Origin of the sequence: Streptomyces sp. Je 1-369, from assembly GCF_026810505.1 — a bacterium.
In the GTDB taxonomy this organism is placed as follows: domain Bacteria; phylum Actinomycetota; class Actinomycetes; order Streptomycetales; family Streptomycetaceae; genus Streptomyces.
This window is the reverse complement of record NZ_CP101750.1, coordinates 2,932,701-2,951,175: the sequence shown is the minus strand read 5'-3', so window position 1 is coordinate 2,951,175 and position 18,475 is coordinate 2,932,701. Positions and strand designations below refer to the sequence as shown.

The following is an 18,475-nucleotide window of genomic DNA, read 5'->3' as shown; positions in this document are numbered from 1 at the left end:
TCGCGCTCTGTCATACCCACTTGGCCTGCAACAGGTTGATCCCCGGGTAGGGCTGGGCCTTGACGCCGGTGATCTTCTTGGGGTCCCAGGCCGTCATGAGTTCGTTGTGCACGACCGGATAGAGCACGGCCTGCTGCGCCACGGTGTCGACGTAGTCCTGGATCATGGCCCGCTTCTTCGAGGCCTCGGGTTCGCGGGTGGCCTGGTCCATGTCCCTGAAGAGCTTCTTCGCGACAGCGTTGTCGGCCCAGCGCGCGTAGCCCATCCAGATGTTCCCGGGGCCGTAGTTGTAGTGCATGATCAGGTCGGCGTCGAGCCCGAACTGGTTGGGGTTGGAGGCGGCCGCGACGACCTGGAAGTCCTTCTTCTGGTCCAGCTTCGTGAAGACGGCGGTCGTTTCCTGCGGGTCGAGGGTGACGTCGACGCCGAGCTTCTCCCAGCCGTCCTGGATGGTGGGCAGACAGTCGACGATCCAGCTCACGTTGACGGCCATGAGATTGACGCTGAGCTTGCCGACGCCGGCGTCCTTGAGCAGTTTCTTCGCTCTGTCCAGGTCGTACCCGTACACGGTCTTGGCGGGCCGGTAGGTGGGGTTGGACTCGTTGAGGAACGAGGTCGCCGCCCTGCCGTGGCCCCTGAGGGCGGCCTGGATCATCTTCTCGCGGTCTATGGCGTAGTGCAGGGCCTGCCGGACGCGGACGTCGTCGAACGGTTTGTGGGCGGTATTGAACAGCAGGAAGAGATTGTTCATCCCGGCGCCGCCCTCGACGCTCATCCCGCTCTTCTTCAGCTGCCCGATGTTGGCGTACGGGATGTTGTCGGAGATCTCCGCCTCGGCGCTGCCGCCGGAGATCTTCGCGACGCGGGGTGCGGCGTCCACGATGGTCAGCCAGTTCATCTTCTTGAACGCGGCCTTGCGCGGGCCGTTGTAGTCGCCGAAGGCCTCGAACGTCGTGTTCGACTTCGGGTGGTGCGAGGCCATCTTGTACGGTCCCGAGCCGACGGCCTTCCCCTTGGTCGCGTCGTCCCAGGCGCCCGGCTTCGAGAAGACGTGCTTCGGCATGATCTTGGCGAGGGAGAGCCGGGCGGCGCCGTCGGGGAACGGGAATTCGAGGATCAGCTCGACGGAGGTGGCATCGACCTTCCTGACCTCCTTGAGCCACCCTTCGAAGAACCCCTTGGCGAGGGTCTGGGTCTTGGGGTCGAGGATCCGTTCGAAGACGAACACGACGTCGTCGGCGGTGACGGGCTTGCCGTCGTGCCACTTCGCCCCCGGGCGCAGCGTGAACTTCCACGTCGTCGCCTTCAGGTCGGTCGGGAGCTCGGTGGCGAGCGCGGCGTACGGCTCGCGGCTGATCGGATCGGTCCCGAGGAGCCCTTCGTAGATGTGCTCGTTCCCGGCCATCGCGAAGGCGGACGCGGTCTGGGTCGGATCCCAGCTCCCGTCGTTCCCGTACCCGATGACGGCGGTCAGCGTCGCACTCCCGCCCTGTCCGCCGCCCCCGGTCTCGTTGGTGGACTCGGGCCCCGAGGAGCAGGCGGAGAGCGTGGAGGTGACGGCGGCGGCCGCGCCCAGCGCCCCCGTGTACTTGAGGAAGGACCGGCGGTCCGGCAGGACGGCACGGCACGTGTGCAGAGAGGGCAGATCGGTCACTGTTTCTCCCTTGCCTACCTAAGAGGTCCCACGTCCTACGTCATGGGTGGCGAGGCGACGATAAGAGGGGCGGGAGGGCCGGTCAAGGTCTCCGGCACGGCGTCCCAGCAGTACTGGGCCGGATGGGGTGCGAGAAGGCCAACACGGTTGACGGGTACGGGTGTACGGGGCGCCGCAGCGGCAGGGATGGGAGTTCTGGCGGAGTAAAGGTCGGATGATGCGACCGGGGGGGCGTTCACGGCGTCGGAGGCCCGGCGCCCTCGCCCCTGTGCTCCTCATCACCCCCCACACACGGCGTCCGACCCCCGCACGCGGGTAGCAGCGCAGCGGAGCCGGGGTCTCGCGGTGCGGTCGTGCGCGGCGCGTTCCCGCGCCGGTACGTATCCTCGGCACGCTCCACCCACCGAAGTCCACGACCCGAAGTCCACGACGTCCGCCGAAGAAGCGGCACCTGCGAGAGGCATCACCATGACCACCGAGCTGAGCCCCGACGCCCCGGCCCTCGACGGCCTGCTGGAGCAGGCCCGGAAGGACTACGACGCCCTCGCCGCACGCGGGCTCTCCCTCGACCTGACCCGGGGCAAGCCCGCCCCCGAGCAGCTCGACCTCGCCGAGGAACTCCTCAGCCTGCCCGGCACCCGCCACACCGCCGCCAACGGCACCGACGTCCGCAACTACGGCGGGCTCCAGGGCCTCCCCGAGCTCCGCGAGATCTTCGCCGAGCTGCTCCAGGTGCCCGCCGGCCAGCTGCTCGCCCTCGGCAACTCCAGCCTTGAGCTGATGCACGACTGCATCGTGCACGCCCTCCTCGGCGTGCTGCCCGGCGCCGAGTCGCGCTGGGTGGATCAGGAGCGCATCGCGTTCCTGTGCCCCGTGCCCGGCTACGACCGGCACTTCGGCCTCTGCGAGCGGTTCGGCATCGACATGATCCCCGTGCCGATGACGGCCGCGGGACCCGACATGGACGAGGTCGAGCGGCTCGTCGCCGAGAACCCCGCGGTCAAGGGCATCTGGTGCGTGCCGAAGTACAGCAACCCCGACGGCGTCGTCTACAGCGACGAGACCGTGGCGCGCCTGGCCGCGATGCCCACCGCCGCCCCCGACTTCCGGATCTTCTGGGACAACGCGTACGCGGCCCACCACCTCACCGACGAGCCCGCCGAGATCGCGGACCTCCTGGCTGCCTGCGCCGCCGCCGGGCACGACGACCGCGCGTTCGTCTTCGGCTCCACCTCGAAGATCACCTCCGCGGGCGCGGGCGTCGCCTTCTTCGGCTCGTCGCCCGCCAACGTCAAGTGGCTGCTCGCCAACAACCAGAAGCGGTCGATCGGCCCCGACAAGGTCAACCAGCTGCGGCACGTCATGTTCCTCAAGGACGCGGACGGCGTACGCGCCCACATGGAGCGCCAGCGCGCCCTGCTCCAGCCCAAGTTCGAGACGGTCGCCCGGATCCTGGACGAGGAACTCGGCGGGACGGGCCTCGCGACCTGGACCTCCCCCAAGGGCGGCTACTTCGTCACCCTCACCGTCCCGGACGGCTGCGCCAAGGAGGTCGTGCGCCGCGCCGCCGAGGCGGGCATCGTGCTGACCCCGGCCGGCGCGACCCACCCGCACGGCAACGACCCGCGCGACGCGGTGATCCGCGTGGCGCCGAGCTACCCCGGCCTCCCGGAGCTCGATCAGGCGATCAAGGGGCTCACCGTGTGCGTGCGTCTCGTCGGGTACGAGAAGCAGGCTCAGGCAGCCCGCTAGGTTCAACCGGACGTGTGCCGGGAACTGTGCGGGCCCGTCGTGGCCGGTCGCGCAGTTCCCCGCGCCCCTTCAGGGCTCGGGCCCCGAACCAGGAACGGGCCGACCAGTCCCGGTACCGCTTGCTCCGCGAAGGCGAGACCCTCCGCTTCCCCCACGTCGTACGCCGCGTACGCCTGCGCGCCCGCCGCCGTCGTCGCGCTCAGCGTCACCAGACCGGCGCGGCGCTGCAACACGGACTGTTTGACGGTCCAGCCGATGACCCCGCCGCGCCGCAGCGCCACCGTGGAGCGGCGCAGGGTCCCGGACCGTACGACGAGATAGTCGGCGTCGAGCGCGTGTCCCAGGCTGCGGTACGCGTCGCGGGCGAGCGCCACCGCGACCGGCAGGAGCACGACCGCGGTACCCGCCCCGAGGTACGTCAGGACGGCCAAGTCGAGCAGCGCCCCGAGCGGCAGCAGGACCAGCGCGGGCGCCAGCGCCGCCGACACCGCCCACCGGATGCGGCGGGCCCGCGCCGCCCGCGGATGCGGCGCGAGCGGCACCGCCGTGGGCGTCACCGGCTCCCGCAGGACCCGCGCCGCCACCTCGTCGGCGAGCCGCCGGGGCGCGGCGGGCAGCAGCGTGCTCGGCCCCGCCTGGTCCTCCTCGTCGCGGTGGGACAGACCCGTGGCGACCGCGTCCACGCGGGCCGCGCCCGACAGCCGCAGGCCCAGCGGCTCCACCACGTCGACACCGCGCAGCCGCGCCTCCTCCAGGGAGATCGAGCGGGTCGTGAGCAGCCCGCGCCGCACCCGAAGCGTCCCGCCGGGCTCCCGCTCCAGCCGGTAGTTCCACCACATCTCGATCCACAGCCCGAGCGCCCCCACCGACCCGGCGGCAAGCCCGATCCCGATCAGCGCCAGCACCATCCCCGTCACGGACATCCCGCGGAACACGTCACCCACCCACTCGATGACGTCCTCCTGCACCCCGAACCACTCACTGACCTGCATCACCGCGCCACCGGCAGCGGCGGCGAGCGCGGAGGTGACGAAGGAGAGCGGGGCGTACCGGATCCAGCGCGGGTCGAGGGAGGCGATCGTGCCCTCCGCGTCGGACGCGCCGCCCGTCGCCGCCCGGCTGAGCAGCTCGCGCCGCAGCCGCTCGCCCTCCGCCCTGCGCACGGGCCGCAGTTCGAGCGTGGCCTCCTGGCCCGCGCTCTGCTCGCCGGTGCCTATACGGACCTCCACCAGACCGAGGAGGCGCAGCAGCGGGTGGGCGACGAGGTCGACGGAGCGTATGCGCTCCCGGCTCAGGGAGCGGTGCTTGACGAAGAGGATGCCGCTGCGCAGCTCGGCCCGCTCGGGCCCGACGCGGTACCGGCTGTGGCGCAGCCGCAGCGCGTCGATGCCGACGCCGCTCCCGATGACGAACAGGCCGATGCCCACCGCCCAGGCGATCACGGGCCCCATGGCCACCCACCCCTGGAAGCTGAGGGTGATCGGCACACCGATGGCCGTCACGACGCCGCCGGTCATCTGGACGGTGACGAGCAGCGAACGCCGGTCGAGCCGCCGCCAGCGCACGTCCTCGGCGGCGTCCGGGCCACCCGGGCCGTCCGGGCCATCCGGTTCCGCCGCCGGTTTCGTGGCCGCGAGCCCGCTCACGTGGCGTCCCCCGGCGTCGCCTGGGTGACGAGCGCCAGCCGCTCCGCGAGCTCGGTGGCCGTCGCGTGATCGAGCCCCTTGACCTTCAACGCCCCCCGGGCGGACGCCGTCGTCACGGTCACCGTGGTCAGCCCGAAGATCCGCTGGACGGGCCCGCGCATCGTGTCGACGGTCTGCAACCGCGACATCGGCGCGATGCGCCCCTCCATCCAGAAGAACCCGGTCCTTACGTACACCGCGTTGTCGGTGACCTCCCACCGGTGGACCCTGTACCACCACAGCGGCAGCAGCACGCCGACGAGCAGCCCCGGCACCGCGATGACCACGGCGGGCAGCAGCAGCCAGAAGCGGGCCGGCGCGATGAGCGCGCCGAGCAGGCCGAGGACGGCGACGGGTGCGGCCACCGTCAGCAGCAGCTGCGTACGCCACCAGGCGACGGCGCGTCGGTCCAGGGGATGGCGCGGCGGACGCAGCCGCAGATCCTGCTTCCGCTGGTTGCCTTGGTCAAGAACCATGAGACGAAAGGTACTTGCCACAGGTGACCGCCTGCGCACCGGCGGTCCCCGGCGGCCCCGGCGGCTACTGGTGGACGCTCAGTGCTGCTGCGCCTTCTGCGGAGTCGCCTCGCTCGGCCGCACGATGACGTACCCCTCACCCTCCAGCTTCAGCTGCACGGCCTCGCCGGAGCCGCCGCGGATCATCGAGCCGATGGACTGCGAGCGGTGCAGGGAGGTGGAGAGGTGGGCGGTCCAGCCGACCACCGCGTCCGTGTCGACGTACACGGGCTGCTGCGGCGACACGGGGATCACCAGCGGCGTGCCCTCGCAGACCAGGCCGAGGCGGCCCGCGCCGGTGAAGACGCTGTTGAACAGGCCGCCGCCGGTCATGCCCGCGCCCTTCACCGTCTTGATCTCGTACGAGAGGGTCGCGTCGAAACAGAGGACGTTGCGGCCGTTGACGGTGAGGACGTCGCCGGGCTCGATGTCGACGATGAAGCAGTTCTGCGCCTCGTGCGCGAACCACGCCTCGCCCTGCCCGCGCACGGCCATCAACGGCAGCCCCTCGCCGGTCACCGCCCGCTTGAGCATCCCGCCGACGCCCTGGCTCTTCCGCTCGAACTGGAGGTCGCCCCGGTAGGCGATCATCGCGCCCTGCCGGGCGTGCATCTCGCCGCTGACCGCGTACTTGATGGATTTGGCGCTCTGGAGGGTCATGCCGGGCGCGTGGGCGGGCTGGGCCATGTGGTCGCTGGAGAACAAGTCACTCTTCATGTCCACATCTTGAGCTACGCCTTGAGCGCGCGGAAGCAGCTACGCCTTGTGCGCGCGGAAGCGCAGCGCACCGCTGCGCGGATGCAGACCGACGGCGACGTCCGAGAACCCCGCGGCTTTCAACCGGTCGGGGAGCCGGGCAGGGTCCACAGTGTTCCGGGTGTCGCGGATGTGCAGAACCCGGAACGCGAGGCTCGGCTGCCCGTCGCTGCCTGCGAAGACGCCACCGGGCCGCAGCACGCGGAACGCCTCGGCGAAGATGCGGTCCTGGAGTTCGTCCGTAGGGACGTGATGAAGCATCGTGAAGCACACGACGGACGAATACGCCTCGCCCGGCAGCGGCATGGCGGCGCCGTCCGCGTGCAGGACGCGTGCGCGGTGCCCCCAGCGCCGCTCCAGGAGCCGCGCGGTCTCCGCGTCGATCTCGACGGCGGTGAGGTGGGGCGTGAGCTCGACGAGCGCGCGGAGATTGGCCCCGTACCCGGGCCCGATCTCCAGTGTCTCGTCACCGAGCAGGACACCCTCAAGTGCCCAGGGCAGCACGTGTTCCTCGACCATCCGCGCCCATTTCTCGGAGCTGCAGAATTTCCGGTGTGCGAAGTTCATCGGCATACGTCGATGCTGCGCCCGGTCCCGTACGGGCCGCCACGGGCTAGGCTGCCGACCCATGTCGCGCAACGGACAGCGGAGGCCGCCCGAGCAGGCAGGCCCGACCGTCCCGATCTTCCCGATCGCCCCGACCGTCACCGCGCTCTTCATCGGCGACTTCCCCATGCCACGCGGCCACGCACTCCCCACGCACCGCCACACGTCCCACCAACTGGCGTGGCCCGCACGCGGCTTGCTCCGCATCCGCACGGACCTGGGCTCCTGGCTGCTCCCGCCGTCCCTGGCCCTGTGGATCCCGGCGGGCGTGGCGCACGCGCCGGAGTCCGAGGGCGACGCGGTGCTTGGCAGCCTGTACCTGCGCCCCGAGCGCTGCCCGGCGTCCACGTCCTGGCAGGCTCCGACGGTCCTGACGGCCGACCCTCTCCTCCGGGCGCTCCTCGACCACTTGATCCGCGACGACTTGGCGCCGGAGGCACGCGCCCGCGCGGAGGACGTGCTCTTCGACGTGCTGAGCCCGGTGCCGGTGACGGACGTGTCCGCACCGGAACCGAAGGACGTGCGGGCGCGGGGAGTGGCACGGGCGCTGGCGGCGAACCCGGCGGACGGCAGGGCTCTGTCGGCGTGGGGTTCGGGGGTTGGCGCGAGCGCCCGAACGCTGGCGAGGCTCTTCGCCACGGAGACGGGACTGTCCTTCGGCCAGTGGCGCCGGCGCCTGCGGATGCGCGCGGCCATGCCGCTTCTGGCCGAGGGCCTGCCGTTGGAGGCGGTGGCGCGGCGAGTGGGTTACGCCTCCGCGAGTTCGTTCGCGGCGGCGTTTCACGAGGTGGTGGGCCTGACGCCGAGGCAGTACTTCCCGCTGGGCGGGGAGGGTTGAGACATGTCGGCGGGCGGCGAAGGGTCCTGCCCTTACGGTCGTGGCATGACGACGCTTGCGTACGACGGACTCCCCTACGAGGAATTCCGCGCCCTGCACCGCGCCGGTGCGCCCCTGCTGTTGCCCAACGCATGGGACCACGCGTCCGCCGCGGCTCTGTCCGCCGCCGGGTTCCGCGCGGTGGGGACGACCAGCCTGGGCGTGGCGGCCGCGGCGGGCCTCCCCGACGGTACGGGCGCGACACGGGCGGAGACGGTGCGCCTTGCCCGCGGCCTGACCCGCCTGGACGCGCTGATCAGCGTCGACGTCGAGGGCGGCTTCAGCGACGAGCCGGGGGACGTGGCGGCGCTGGCGGCGGAGTTGGCGGAGGCGGGCGCAGTCGGCATCAACATCGAGGACGGCCGCGCGGACGGCACGCTGCGGGATACCGGGCACCAGGTCGAGATTCTGGCGGCGGTACGGGAGGCGGTGGAGGGTCGCTTGTTCGTGAACGCGCGGACGGACACGTACTGGTTGCGGGGCGCGGGGAAGGCGGCCTCGGAGACGGGGGAGCGGCTGGAGGCGTACCGGGGGGCGGGCGCGGACGGGGTGTTCGTGCCGGGGCTGGGGGACCTGCGGGTGATCGCGGAGCTGACGTCGGCGTCGGGCGACACCCCGCTCAACGTCCTCCACGCCCCTGACGGACCTTCGATGCCGGAACTGGCGGAGGCGGGGGTGGGCCGGGTCAGCTGTGGCTCGCTGCTCTTCCGGGCGGCGCTGGGGGCGGCGGTGACTGCGGCGCGGTCCGTGGCGGACGGCGCGGGCAGCCTTCCGTCGGCCGAGGACGTCCCCTCGTACGCGGAGACGCAGGCGTTGGCGGACGGGTTCTCCTAGCGTCGCGCCGGTGGAGGACAACGAACTGACCGATGCCGAGCGGCGGGTGTGGGAGACGTATCCGTACGGGCGGGATGTCGACTTCCGGGAGCGGGCCCACGCGGGCGGCGGCGTGGCTGCTGTCGCTCGTGCTGGTCGGCACGGTGACGTTCGCGCTGCGTCGACCGCCGGCGCTGAAGCCGGAGGAGTCCCCGGAGTTCAACGCGCTCGCGTACACGTAGCGGCGGCGTGTGCGACGAACGCGGTCCAGGCGGCGGCGCCGATGACCAGGGCGGGGCCCTGGACGACCTTGCTGTCCCGTACGGGGACGACGCCGGGGACTCCGTCGGCGACCTCGACGCAGTTGTCACTGTCGTCGCCGCTGCTGTAGCTGCTCTTGCGCCAGCGGGCGGCGCCCACGAAGTCGTACGAGACCTCGACGCAGCTGCCGCCCTCGCCGTTGCTGTAGCTGCTCTTGCGCCAGCGGGCGTTGGTCAGGTCGTACTCGTGCATCGTCTGTAGTCCTCCGCCGCCGACTCGACCATGGCGAGGGATGCCTCCGGCGACAGCGCGGCTCCCCTGAGCAGATCGTATGCGCGCTGCGCGCGCATCACCACAGCCGGTTCGTCGACGAGAGTTCCCGAAAACGAGGTCTCTGTATAGGCGGTTGGCGGCGCATCCTCGAACCCCATGAGTGTCAGCATCCCGCCCATCGTGGCGTGCGCCCCTGCCCCGTACGGAAGCAGCATCACCAGTACCTGCCGCTCCCGCATCAGCGCCGCCACGTGGTCCAGCTGCTCGGCCATCGCCGCTGAACCGCCCACCGGGATGTACAGCACGTTCTCGTGCAGGACGACCCAGTACTCGGGCCTCGTCGCGTCCTTCAGGACTCCCGCCCGTTCCAGTCGAGCGGTGACGATCTCCTCGACGTACGCGTCCGTGACGAACGGATTGGCCGCGAGCGTCACCGCTCGCGCGTACGCGGCGGTCTGCAACAGGCCCGGGACCAACGTCGGCGCGAACTCGCAGATCCGCGTCGCCAGCGCCTCCAGCTCGACGACCGCCGCGAAGTAATCCGCGTACCGTTTGTCATCGATCAGTTTCCGGCACATTCGCTCGAAAAAACCATCGGTTTGTAGCACCTCATCAATACGTTGAGCCACATCCAGCTGAGGTTTTCGAATCGCCTGCTCGAACTGGCCGATGTAGCCGCCGGAAACGAATACGCGGAGGCCCAGCGCCGACTGGCTGAGCCCCGCGTCCTCCCGTCTCCGCTTCAGCTCCGCGCCGAAGAATTCCCACGCCGCCTGCCTCGAACCATTGGCCATGGCCAACCGCCTTTCGCTGCCTCGCAGTTGTAGAGGGCAGACTCCTGCCGAGTGTAGGTCGAGTGCGTCACCGTAGGGGCGAGAAGAGTGAAATCCGAAGGTAAAGGGGAGCCACGTGAAGGCGGACGGAAAGCAGCACGCAGTGGCATGTATCGAACAGGCGGAGGACACCGTGAAGGAATTGCGCGCCGCACTCGCACGGGTGGGAATTACCCTGCCGTCGCTGAGGATGGACCCCTCGTCGCTCGCGAGGGAAATCCCGTGTCCGAGGATCGAATTGGGAGGTTGTTCGGTCGACGCGACGGCACGACTCGCCGCCGTGCTGAGGAGTGCGCCATGAATGACCTTCCGCTGAACCCGCCCGTAGGGGCGTACGTCGTGGATACGCGGAGCGGCGAGGTGGGCCGGGTGATGGGCCACGAGGGCCCGTACGTCCAGTTGCGCCCCTACGGGGGCGGCCGGGAGTGGGACTGCGCCCCGGAGGCGGTCCGCACGGCGACGACCGCGGAACGGCTGCGCGCGGCGACGGCGTACGCGAACGCGAGGAGCCGGGGCGAGGTGCCCTGACGGTCAGCCGTACCGGCCGGTCACGGACCGGCCTCCGCTTCCGCCGCGTCCCGAATGGGCTGTGCGCTCACGGGGGCGTCCGGCGCGGGACGCGGAGGGCGTACGTGGCGAACCGGTCCCGGTCGGGCACCCGGGCCCGGCGACCCGGCGGCATACGCGAGAATGGACCCCATGAGTCTGTTCCGCGACGACGGCATCGTGCTGCGCACCCAGAAGCCGGGTGAAGCGGACCGCATCATGCCGCTGTCTCCCGGGGGGCCACCCCCGTACCACCGACCGGACACCCGGGGTGGCAGGCGGTGAGCCTCTTCAGGGACGACGGTGTCGTCCTGCGCACCCAGAAGCTAGGCGAAGCGGACCGCATCATCACCCTGCTCACCCGCGGTCACGGCCGCGTCCGCGCCGTCGCGCGCGGTGTGCGGCGGACCAAGTCGAAGTTCGGGGCCCGCCTTGAGCCGTTCTCCCACGTCGACGTGCAGTTCTTCGCGCGGGGGAGCGAGCTCGTCGGGCGGGGGCTGCCGCTCTGCACGCAGAGTGAGACCATCGCTCCTTACGGTGGCGGCATCGTCACCGACTACGCCCGCTACACCGCCGGTACGGCCATGCTGGAGACCGCCGAGCGGTTCACGGATCATGAAGGCGAGCCCGCCGTGCAGCAGTACCTGCTGCTCGTCGGCGCCCTGCGCGTCCTGTCGAGGGGCGAGCACGAGCCCCACCTCGTACTCGACGCCTTTCTGCTCCGCTCCCTCGCCGTCAACGGCTACGCGCCGAGCTTCACCGACTGCGCGAAATGCGGCATGCCGGGCCCCAACCGGTTCTTTTCGGTCGCCGCGGGCGGATCGATTTGCGTCGACTGTCGGGTGCCCGGCAGCGTCGTCCCGTCGGCGGAGACGCTCACGCTGCTCGGCGCGCTGCTCACCGGCGACTGGGAGACGGCGGACGCGTGCGAGGCGCGGCACGCCAGGGAGGGCAGCGGGCTTGTTTCCGCCTATCTGCACTGGCACCTGGAGCGCGGACTGCGCTCATTGCGTTACGTAGAGAAAAGCACGTGAACAGCTAGGTAGGAGAGAGACCCCCCATGGCACGACGCGGAATCCTCGGACGGTCCCGCCGCGAGTACCAGCTGCCCGAGCCGCACCCCTCGGGCGCGCGACCGCCGAAGATCCCCGGCGAACTGGTCCCGCGGCACGTGGCGATCGTCATGGACGGGAACGGACGGTGGGCCAAGGACCGCGGCCTGCCGCGCACCGAGGGGCACAAGGTCGGCGCCGAGCGCGTCCTCGACGTACTGCAGGGCAGCATCGAGATGGGCGTCGGCGCGATCTCGCTCTACGCCTTCTCCACCGAGAACTGGAAGCGGTCCCCGGACGAGGTGAAGTTCCTGATGAACTTCAACCGCGACTTCATCCGCAAGACCCGCGACCAGCTGGACGACCTGGGCGTACGCGTGCGCTGGGTGGGCCGGATGCCCAAGCTGTGGAAGTCGGTCGCCCGGGAGCTGGAGATCTCCCAGGAGCAGACCAAGGACAACGACAAGCTGACCCTGTACTTCTGCATGAACTACGGCGGCCGCGCCGAGATCGCTGACGCGGCCCAGGCCCTCGCCGAGGACGTGAAGGCGGGGCGGCTCAACCCGTCCAAGGTCAACGAGAAGACGTTCGCGAAGTACCTGTACTACCCGGACATGCCGGACGTCGACCTCTTCCTCCGCCCGAGCGGCGAGCAGCGCACCTCCAACTACCTCCTCTGGCAGAGCGCCTACGCCGAGATGGTCTTCCAGGACGTCCTGTGGCCGGACTTCGACCGGCGCGACCTGTGGCGCGCCTGCCTCGAATACGCCTCGCGCGACCGCCGCTTCGGCGGCGCGATCCCCAACGAGGAGCAGATCGCCAACAGTTAGAGATGCTCGTAGCTCGTACGTGAGAGGGGCCCGCACCGTCAGACCGACGGTGCGGGCCCCTCTCACGTACACCTGCGTACCGCTACTTGTTCGCGCACTCCCGACACGTCCCGAAGATCTCCACCGTGTGCGCCACGTTCACGAAGCCGTGCTCCGAGGCGATCGCCTCGGCCCACTTCTCGACCGCGGGGCCCTCCACCTCGACGGCCTTGCCGCAGACGCGGCAGACCAGGTGGTGGTGGTGGTCGCCGGTCGAGCAGCGGCGGTAGACCGTCTCGCCCTCGCTCGTGCGCAGCGCGTCGACCTCACCGGCGTCGGCGAGGGACTGGAGGGTGCGGTAGACCGTGGTCAGACCGACCGAGTCGCCCTTGTGCTTGAGCATGTCGTGCAGCTCCTGCGCACTGCGGAACTCGTCCACGTCGTCGAGTGCCGCGGCCACCGCCGCACGCTGGCGGGTAGACCTGCCTCGAACCGGGGCTCCCACGGTTGCCTCCTCGCGTCTGCGCTCTGGTCTGGGCCTGCCGGGCCATTGTGCCAGGTCGGCCTGGACGCAGGTCAGGTCTTGGCCACCGGCTGGGCCGGTACCGAGCACTCCGCGGGATCACCGGCCGCCTCCGCCGCGGCCGCCGCCCGCGCTCTGCGCCTGGCCAGCGGCGTCGCGAGGACCGTGAGGGCGATGAAGACGCCGATGGTGAGCAGCACGATCGTCGCGCCGGGCGGCACGTCCTGGTAGTAGGACGTCACCGTTCCGCCGAGCGTCACCGAGATGCCGATCGCCACCGAGACGGCGAACGTCGCCGCGAAGCTCCGGGTGAGCTGCTGGGCGGCCGCCACCGGCACCACCATCAGCGCGGAGACCAGGAGCAGGCCCACGACGCGCATCGCGACAGTGACCGTGACCGCCGCGGTGACGGCGGTGAGCAGGTTGAGGGCGCGGACCGGCAGGCCGGTGACCCGCGCGAACTCCTCGTCCTGGCTGACCGCGAAGAGCTGGCGGCGCAGCCCGACCGTGACGAGAACCACAAACGCGGCGAGCAGGCAGATCGCCGAGACGTCCTCCTCGGAGACCGTCGAGAGCGAGCCGAACAGGTACGACTGGAGGTTCGCGTTCGAGCCGCCGGGGGCGAGGTTGATGAACATGACGCCGCCCGCCATGCCGCCGTAGAACAGCATCGCGAGCGCGATGTCGCCGCGCGTCTTGCCGTACCAGCGGATCAGCTCCATGACGACGGCGCCGACGATCGCGACCGCCGTCGCCATCCACACGGGGGAGGTGGAGAGCAGGAAGCCGAGGCCGACGCCGGTCATCGCGACGTGGCCGATGCCGTCGCCCATGAGGGCCTGGCGGCGCTGGACGAGGTAGATGCCGACGGCGGGCGCGGTGATGCCGACCAGGACGGCGGCGAGCAGGGCCCGCTGCATGAAGGCGTAGTTGAGGAGTTCCATGACTGACTCTCGCGTCCTCAGGCTCAGGTGAGCAGGCCGGTACGGACCGGCTCCGCGTCGGCGGTGTGCGGGTGGACGTGGTCGTGGCCGGGCAGCGCGTGCTGGCCGACCGCGCGCGGCGGCGGGCCGTCGTGCAGGACGCAGCCGTCGCGCAGGACCACGGCACGGTCGATCAGCGGCTCCAGAGGGCCGAGCTCGTGCAGGACGAGCAGGACGGAGGCACCGGCCGCGACCTGCTGGCGCAGGGTGGCGGCGAGGACCTCCTGGCTGGCCAGGTCGACGCCCGCCATCGGCTCGTCCATGATCAGCAGCTCCGGCTCGGAGGCCAGCGCGCGGGCGATGAGGACCCGCTGGTGCTGACCGCCGGAGAGGGCGTCGACGGAGTCCTTGGCGCGGTCGGAGAGCCCCACGAGGTCGATGGCGCGGGCGACGGCCTCGCGGTCGGCCTTGCGCAGGATCCCGAGGCGGGCACGCGAGAGCCGCCCCGAGGTGACGACCTCGTTGATGGTGGCGGGGACGCCGCCCGCGGCGGTGGTGCGCTGCGGTACGTACCCGACGCGGGCCCAGTCGCGGAAGCGGCGGCGCGGGGTGCCGAAGATCTCGACGTCGCCGCCGGTGACGGGGACCTGCCCTATGACCGTGCGGACGGCCGTGGACTTGCCGGAGCCGTTGGCGCCGAGGAGGGCGACGACCTCGCCGCGGCCGACGGTGAGGTCGATGCCGCGCAGCACGGGGCGCGAGCCGAGCTCGGCCGTCACCTTGCGCAGGGATATGACGGCGTCGCCGGTGTCGGCCTTCTTGTTCATGGCTCGTGCCTCCGTAGCCGCGGGAGTGGGGGTCACTTGGCGCCCAGGGCCTTCTGCAGGGCCTTGAGGTTGGACTCCATGACCTGTATGTAGTCGTTGCCCTTGGAGTCCTCGGTGATGCCCTCGATGGGGTCGAGCACGTCCGTCTTCAGGCCGGTGTCCTTGGCGAGGGTCTGTGCCGTCTTGTCGCTGACGAGGGTCTCGTAGAAGACCGTGGTGACGCCGTCGGCCTTCGCCATCTTCTGGAGGTCCGTGACGCGCTTGTTGCTCGGCTCGCCCTCGGGGTCGAGGCCGCTGATGGCCTCCTCGGTGAGGCCGTAGCGCTCGGCGAGGTAGCCGAAGGCGGCGTGGGTGGTGATGAAGACCTTGGAGTCGGTGTTCTTCAGGCCGTCCTCGAACGACTTGTTCAGGCCACCGAGCTTCTTCACCAGGGCCGCGGTGTTCTTCTCGTACGTCTTCGCGTTCTCCGGGTCGGCCTTCTCCAGGGCCTTGCCGACGCCCTCGGCGACCTCGGAGTACTTCACCGGGTCCAGCCAGATGTGGGGGTCGGCGCCTTCGTGGGAGTGGCCGTGGTCGTGTCCCTCGTGCCCCTCCTCGTCCTCGGCGTGGTCGTGCTCCTCGGCGTGCCCGCCGACCTCGTTGCCGTGCTTCTCCATGCTGGTCAGCGACGCGGCGTCGACCTTGGTCCTGATGCCGGACTGGTCGATGGCGTCGTCGACGGCGGGCTGCAGGCCCTTGAGGTAGAGGGCGACGTCCGAGTCCTCCAGCTCGCCGCGCTGCCGGGCGGAGATGTCGAGGTCGTGGGGCTCCTGGCCGGGCTCGGTGAGGGTGGTGACGGAGACGTGGTCGCCGCCGATCTGCTCCGCGAGGTACTGCATCGGGTAGAACGACGCCACGACGTCCAGCTTGCCGTCCTTGTCGTCCGCGGCGGAGGTGGAGCAGGCGGTCAGGGCGGTGAGGCCGAGGACCGTGGCGGAGGCGAGGGCGGCGGTGGGTATCAGGCGTCGTCGTACGTTCATGACACTCATTTTCAACAAATATGGAAACGATTGTCAACAAGGTCTCTGTGAGGTCTCTGTGCGGGCGTGCGCGGGGACGTCCGCGGGGACGGGTACGGGGAACCGATTTGATTAGGGGGGTAAGGCCGCCGGTAACCTGAAGCATTCGCTCCCGAAGCCGTTGCTCCAGCAGCACTTGCTTCGTCCGCCGTCGTAATGAAGAGAGCACCGTGGCCGCCGACAAGATCGACACCATCGTCAGCCTGAGCAAGCGCCGTGGCTTCGTTTTCCCCTGCAGTGAGATCTACGGCGGTCAGCGCGCCGCCTGGGACTACGGACCGCTGGGCGTCGAGCTGAAGGAGAACCTCAAGCGCCAGTGGTGGCGCTACATGGTCACCTCGCGCGAGGACGTTGTCGGTATCGACTCCTCGGTGATCCTGGCGAGCGAGGTCTGGGAGGCCTCCGGCCACATCAAGACCTTCTCCGACCCGCTCACCGAGTGCCTCTCCTGTCACAAGCGCCACCGCGCCGACCACCTGGAAGAGGCCTACGAGGCCAAGCACAACCGCCCGCCGGCCAACGGCCTCGCGGACATCAACTGCCCCAACTGCGGCACCAAGGGCCAGTTCACCGAGCCCAAGCAGTTCTCCGGCATGCTCGCCACGCACCTCGGCCCCACGCAGGACAGCGGCTCCGTCGCCTACCTGCGCCCCGAGACCGCGCAGGGCATCTTCACCAACTTCGCCCAGGTCCAGCAGACCTCGCGCCGCAAGCCGCCGTTCGGCATCGCGCAGATGGGCAAGTCCTTCCGCAACGAGATCACGCCCGGCAACTTCATCTTCCGGACCCGCGAGTTCGAGCAGATGGAGATGGAGTTCTTCGTCAAGCCGGGCGAGGACGAGAAGTGGCAGGAATACTGGATGGAGCAGCGCTGGAACTGGTACACCGGCCTGGGCCTGCGCGAGGAGAACATGCGGTGGTTCGAGCACCCGAAGGAGAAGCTCTCCCACTACTCCAAGCGCACCGCTGACATCGAGTACCGCTTCCAGTTCGGCGGCAGCGAGTGGGGCGAGCTCGAGGGCGTCGCCAACCGCACCGACTACGACCTGGGCGCGCACTCCAAGGCGTCGGGCCAGGACCTGTCGTACTTCGACCAGGAGGCCGGCGAGCGCTGGACCCCCTACGTCATCGAGCCCGCGGCGGGCGTCGGCCGCACCATGCTCGCCTTCCTCCTCGACTCCTACATCGAGGACGAGGCCCCCAACGCCAAGGGCAAGCTGGAGAAGCGGACGGTCATGCGCTTCGACCACCGCATCGCGCCGGTGAAGGTCGCGGTGCTCCCGCTCTCCCGCAACCCGGAGCTCTCCCCGAAGGCCAAGGGCCTCGCCACGGCCCTCCGCCAGAACTGGAACATCGAGTTCGACGACGCGGGCGCCATCGGCCGCCGCTACCGCCGCCAGGACGAGATCGGCACGCCGTACTGCGTGACGGTCGACTTCGACACGCTGGACGACAACGCGGTGACGGTGCGGGAGCGCGACACGATGAAGCAGGAGCGGGTGTCTCTCGACCAGATCGAGGGCTACCTCGCGACGCGCCTCGTGGGCTGCTGACGCTTCGACCGAGTGACCGCGTGACGGGGTGACCGTGTGACTGGGTGACCGTGTGACTCGGCGGGAAGCCCCCGGTTCCGAATCCTGGAACCGGGGGCTTCCGTGCGTGCACACTGAGCGCATGTCTACGCCCACGACCACGAGCAAGGTCAGACGATGGGACCAGCACGGACGTGAGCACGTCGTCCAGGTCCAGAAGGCGGGTGTGCTGCGCCAGTTGAGCTGCGACACCTGCGGGTGGCGCAGGAAGGCGCAGTTCCTGCCGTGGCTCAAGGCCGAGGAACACCTGACGCTGGAGCATCAGGCGACGGTGAATCCTTCGTCGCCGGTTCCGTAAGGGACTTGGGGGTCATGACGAGGATGACGGCGCCCTCCGGCCCCTGCGGGGTGAGCAGCAGGTTCATGCCGTACGAGCGCGGTGTACGACCCCGGTGAGAGGTGAGCCGGACGGTCCGCGGGGCGAAGTCCCCGACGGATCGGCAGGCCCACCAGTCGTCGAGCTCGGGCCGGGCGCTCCGCAGCCGCGCGGTGAGCCGCTCGAACCCCTCGTCTCCGGGACGGCGGTCGGCGCGGCTGCGCAGCTGCCGGTACAGATCGACGACGACGGGCTCCCACTCGCTCAGCACGCGCTGATGAGCCTCGTCACCGGCGAGCAGGAGCAGCAGATTACGCCGACCGTCTGCGGGGACTCCGGCCGGATCGGGCCATACGTCGACGTAGGCGCGGTTCCAGGCGAGGAGGTCGAGGGCGGGTCCGAGGACGACGGCGGGGCTGTCGGACCAACGGTCGATCATGTCGACGAACCCCGGCTCGACCACTGCCGGGACGTCGGCCGCCGCCGCCTCGCCGGGGGCGAACCCGGCGAGGGCCAGCGCGTGCCGGTGGGCCGTGTCGTCGAGGCGCAGGGTGCGGGCCACGGCGTCGAGCACCTGCCTGGACGTGTCCACGCGGCCCTGTTCCAGCCAGGTGTACCAGGCCACGGAGACTCCCGAGAGCGCGGCGACCTCTTCGCGGCGCAGCCCCTTCGCGCGGCGGCGGGCGGTGTCCGGGAGCCCGACGTCACCGGGGGAGAGGCGCTCGCGATGGGCGCGCAGGAACCCGCCGAGTCCCAGTCGCAGCTCCGAGGCCGCCTTCATGGTTGCCATGACCTCAGGGTATG

22 protein-coding genes are annotated in these 18,475 nt (G+C 70.4%); 10 read left to right on the top strand and 12 right to left on the bottom strand.

All coding sequences use genetic code 11. From position 1 onward, the window contains the following. Positions 1–10: 10 nt before the first annotated feature. Positions 11–1,654 (bottom strand): ABC transporter substrate-binding protein, encoded by a 1,644-nt coding sequence (locus NOO62_RS13495; protein WP_268771140.1) that lies wholly within the window; start codon positions 1,652–1,654, stop codon positions 11–13. Positions 1,655–2,122: 468 nt separating this feature from the next. Between NOO62_RS13495 and NOO62_RS13490 the strand changes: the two genes are divergently transcribed. Continuing rightward, positions 2,123–3,406, top strand: a complete 1,284-nt coding sequence (locus NOO62_RS13490) for an aminotransferase class I/II-fold pyridoxal phosphate-dependent enzyme (RefSeq protein ID WP_268771139.1) — start codon at positions 2,123–2,125, stop codon at positions 3,404–3,406. A 2-nt stretch (positions 3,407–3,408) separates the two neighbouring features. On the opposite strand, the gene NOO62_RS13485 is transcribed toward NOO62_RS13490, so the two are convergent. The 4 genes from NOO62_RS13485 to NOO62_RS13470 all read right to left on the bottom strand — a co-directional run bounded on the left by NOO62_RS13485 (position 3,409) and on the right by NOO62_RS13470 (position 6,935). Next, a complete protein-coding gene (locus tag NOO62_RS13485; protein WP_414930815.1) occupies positions 3,409–5,052 on the bottom strand; it encodes a PH domain-containing protein in 1,644 nt (547 codons plus the stop codon). Next, positions 5,049–5,567: a PH domain-containing protein gene (locus NOO62_RS13480; protein WP_268771138.1), complete on the bottom strand. Its 519-nt coding sequence runs from the start codon at positions 5,565–5,567 to the stop codon at positions 5,049–5,051. The genes NOO62_RS13485 and NOO62_RS13480 overlap by 4 nt, the downstream gene beginning before the upstream one ends. A gap of 78 nt (positions 5,568–5,645) precedes the next feature. Next, a complete protein-coding gene (locus NOO62_RS13475) occupies positions 5,646–6,323 on the bottom strand; it encodes an AIM24 family protein (protein ID WP_268771137.1) in 678 nt (225 codons plus the stop codon). A 39-nt stretch (positions 6,324–6,362) separates the two neighbouring features. After that, the gene (locus NOO62_RS13470) at positions 6,363–6,935 is read right to left on the bottom strand and encodes a class I SAM-dependent methyltransferase (RefSeq protein ID WP_268771136.1); all 573 of its coding nucleotides are present in this window, start codon (positions 6,933–6,935) and stop codon (positions 6,363–6,365) included. A gap of 55 nt (positions 6,936–6,990) precedes the next feature. Between NOO62_RS13470 and NOO62_RS13465 the strand changes: the two genes are divergently transcribed. The 3 genes from NOO62_RS13465 (at position 6,991) to NOO62_RS13455 (ending at position 8,900) form a co-directional block, all read left to right on the top strand. Further along, positions 6,991–7,806: an AraC family transcriptional regulator gene (locus NOO62_RS13465; RefSeq protein WP_268771135.1), complete on the top strand. Its 816-nt coding sequence runs from the start codon at positions 6,991–6,993 to the stop codon at positions 7,804–7,806. A gap of 45 nt (positions 7,807–7,851) precedes the next feature. Then, the gene (locus tag NOO62_RS13460; protein ID WP_268771134.1) at positions 7,852–8,679 is read left to right on the top strand and encodes an isocitrate lyase/PEP mutase family protein; all 828 of its coding nucleotides are present in this window, start codon (positions 7,852–7,854) and stop codon (positions 8,677–8,679) included. A gap of 74 nt (positions 8,680–8,753) precedes the next feature. After that, on the top strand, positions 8,754–8,900 hold the full coding sequence (locus NOO62_RS13455) for a hypothetical protein (RefSeq protein WP_268771133.1): 147 nt from the start codon (positions 8,754–8,756) through the stop codon (positions 8,898–8,900). Here the strand turns inward: NOO62_RS13455 and NOO62_RS13450 are convergent. Both NOO62_RS13450 and NOO62_RS13445 read right to left on the bottom strand, forming a co-directional pair. Next, positions 8,878–9,171, bottom strand: coding sequence for a DUF397 domain-containing protein (locus NOO62_RS13450; protein ID WP_268771132.1), 294 nt, complete (start codon positions 9,169–9,171; stop codon positions 8,878–8,880). The two genes, NOO62_RS13455 and NOO62_RS13450, sit on opposite strands and share 23 nt — an antisense overlap. Beyond that, positions 9,153–9,986 carry a helix-turn-helix domain-containing protein gene (locus NOO62_RS13445; RefSeq protein WP_268771131.1) on the bottom strand — a complete coding sequence of 278 codons (834 nt, stop codon included), beginning with the start codon at positions 9,984–9,986 and terminating at the stop codon, positions 9,153–9,155. The genes NOO62_RS13450 and NOO62_RS13445 overlap by 19 nt, the downstream gene beginning before the upstream one ends. 336 nt (positions 9,987–10,322) lie before the next feature. Between NOO62_RS13445 and NOO62_RS13435 the strand changes: the two genes are divergently transcribed. From NOO62_RS13435 to NOO62_RS13420, 4 genes are all read left to right on the top strand, one after another. Further along, positions 10,323–10,553 carry a hypothetical protein gene (locus tag NOO62_RS13435; RefSeq protein WP_398968689.1) on the top strand — a complete coding sequence of 77 codons (231 nt, stop codon included), beginning with the start codon at positions 10,323–10,325 and terminating at the stop codon, positions 10,551–10,553. Between the two features lie 171 nt (positions 10,554–10,724). Further along, entirely contained in the window at positions 10,725–10,856 is a 132-nt protein-coding gene (locus NOO62_RS13430; protein WP_268771129.1) for a recombination protein O N-terminal domain-containing protein, read from the top strand. Then, positions 10,853–11,605, top strand: coding sequence for a DNA repair protein RecO (gene recO, locus NOO62_RS13425; protein ID WP_268771128.1), 753 nt, complete (start codon positions 10,853–10,855; stop codon positions 11,603–11,605). The genes NOO62_RS13430 and recO overlap by 4 nt, the downstream gene beginning before the upstream one ends. A 26-nt stretch (positions 11,606–11,631) precedes the next feature. Further along, entirely contained in the window at positions 11,632–12,453 is an 822-nt protein-coding gene (locus tag NOO62_RS13420; RefSeq protein ID WP_268771127.1) for an isoprenyl transferase, read from the top strand. 82 nt (positions 12,454–12,535) lie between these two features. On the opposite strand, the gene NOO62_RS13415 is transcribed toward NOO62_RS13420, so the two are convergent. Genes NOO62_RS13415 through NOO62_RS13400 form a run of 4 tightly spaced genes read right to left on the bottom strand, consistent with a single transcriptional unit; the run spans position 12,536 to position 15,724 of the window. Further along, positions 12,536–12,991 carry a Fur family transcriptional regulator gene (locus tag NOO62_RS13415; RefSeq protein WP_398969968.1) on the bottom strand — a complete coding sequence of 152 codons (456 nt, stop codon included), beginning with the start codon at positions 12,989–12,991 and terminating at the stop codon, positions 12,536–12,538. Positions 12,992–13,008: 17 nt separating this feature from the next. Further along, a complete protein-coding gene (locus NOO62_RS13410) occupies positions 13,009–13,899 on the bottom strand; it encodes a metal ABC transporter permease (protein WP_268771124.1) in 891 nt (296 codons plus the stop codon). 23 nt (positions 13,900–13,922) lie between these two features. Further along, positions 13,923–14,705 (bottom strand): metal ABC transporter ATP-binding protein, encoded by a 783-nt coding sequence (locus tag NOO62_RS13405; RefSeq protein ID WP_268771122.1) that lies wholly within the window; start codon positions 14,703–14,705, stop codon positions 13,923–13,925. A gap of 32 nt (positions 14,706–14,737) precedes the next feature. After that, complete coding sequence (locus tag NOO62_RS13400; protein ID WP_268771121.1) at positions 14,738–15,724, bottom strand: metal ABC transporter substrate-binding protein; 987 nt, start codon at positions 15,722–15,724, stop codon at positions 14,738–14,740. A 209-nt stretch (positions 15,725–15,933) separates the two neighbouring features. On the opposite strand from NOO62_RS13400, the gene NOO62_RS13395 reads away from it, so the two are divergent. Beyond that, a complete protein-coding gene (locus NOO62_RS13395) occupies positions 15,934–17,316 on the top strand; it encodes a glycine--tRNA ligase (RefSeq protein ID WP_268771120.1) in 1,383 nt (460 codons plus the stop codon). Between the two features lie 121 nt (positions 17,317–17,437). After that, positions 17,438–17,653 carry a hypothetical protein gene (locus NOO62_RS13390; RefSeq protein ID WP_268771119.1) on the top strand — a complete coding sequence of 72 codons (216 nt, stop codon included), beginning with the start codon at positions 17,438–17,440 and terminating at the stop codon, positions 17,651–17,653. Here NOO62_RS13390 and NOO62_RS13385 read toward each other — a convergent pair. Next, positions 17,586–18,461, bottom strand: coding sequence for a helix-turn-helix domain-containing protein (locus NOO62_RS13385; protein WP_268771118.1), 876 nt, complete (start codon positions 18,459–18,461; stop codon positions 17,586–17,588). The two genes, NOO62_RS13390 and NOO62_RS13385, sit on opposite strands and share 68 nt — an antisense overlap. Positions 18,462–18,475: the final 14 nt, after the last annotated feature.

Coding starts and splice junctions, on each gene's coding strand:
- NOO62_RS13490 (WP_268771139.1), top strand. CDS start 2,123: ATGACCACCGAGCTGAGCCCCGACGCCCCGGCCCTCGACGGCCTGCTG.
- NOO62_RS13480 (WP_268771138.1), bottom strand. CDS start 5,567: ATGGTTCTTGACCAAGGCAACCAGCGGAAGCAGGATCTGCGGCTGCGT.
- NOO62_RS13475 (WP_268771137.1), bottom strand. CDS start 6,323: ATGAAGAGTGACTTGTTCTCCAGCGACCACATGGCCCAGCCCGCCCAC.
- NOO62_RS13470 (WP_268771136.1), bottom strand. CDS start 6,935: ATGCCGATGAACTTCGCACACCGGAAATTCTGCAGCTCCGAGAAATGG.
- NOO62_RS13465 (WP_268771135.1), top strand. CDS start 6,991: ATGTCGCGCAACGGACAGCGGAGGCCGCCCGAGCAGGCAGGCCCGACC.
- NOO62_RS13460 (WP_268771134.1), top strand. CDS start 7,852: ATGACGACGCTTGCGTACGACGGACTCCCCTACGAGGAATTCCGCGCC.
- NOO62_RS13455 (WP_268771133.1), top strand. CDS start 8,754: ATGTCGACTTCCGGGAGCGGGCCCACGCGGGCGGCGGCGTGGCTGCTG.
- NOO62_RS13450 (WP_268771132.1), bottom strand. CDS start 9,171: ATGCACGAGTACGACCTGACCAACGCCCGCTGGCGCAAGAGCAGCTAC.
- NOO62_RS13445 (WP_268771131.1), bottom strand. CDS start 9,986: ATGGCCAATGGTTCGAGGCAGGCGGCGTGGGAATTCTTCGGCGCGGAG.
- NOO62_RS13435 (WP_398968689.1), top strand. CDS start 10,323: ATGAATGACCTTCCGCTGAACCCGCCCGTAGGGGCGTACGTCGTGGAT.
- NOO62_RS13430 (WP_268771129.1), top strand. CDS start 10,725: ATGAGTCTGTTCCGCGACGACGGCATCGTGCTGCGCACCCAGAAGCCG.
- NOO62_RS13420 (WP_268771127.1), top strand. CDS start 11,632: ATGGCACGACGCGGAATCCTCGGACGGTCCCGCCGCGAGTACCAGCTG.
- NOO62_RS13410 (WP_268771124.1), bottom strand. CDS start 13,899: ATGGAACTCCTCAACTACGCCTTCATGCAGCGGGCCCTGCTCGCCGCC.
- NOO62_RS13405 (WP_268771122.1), bottom strand. CDS start 14,705: ATGAACAAGAAGGCCGACACCGGCGACGCCGTCATATCCCTGCGCAAG.
- NOO62_RS13400 (WP_268771121.1), bottom strand. CDS start 15,724: ATGAACGTACGACGACGCCTGATACCCACCGCCGCCCTCGCCTCCGCC.
- NOO62_RS13390 (WP_268771119.1), top strand. CDS start 17,438: ATGTCTACGCCCACGACCACGAGCAAGGTCAGACGATGGGACCAGCAC.
- NOO62_RS13385 (WP_268771118.1), bottom strand. CDS start 18,461: ATGGCAACCATGAAGGCGGCCTCGGAGCTGCGACTGGGACTCGGCGGG.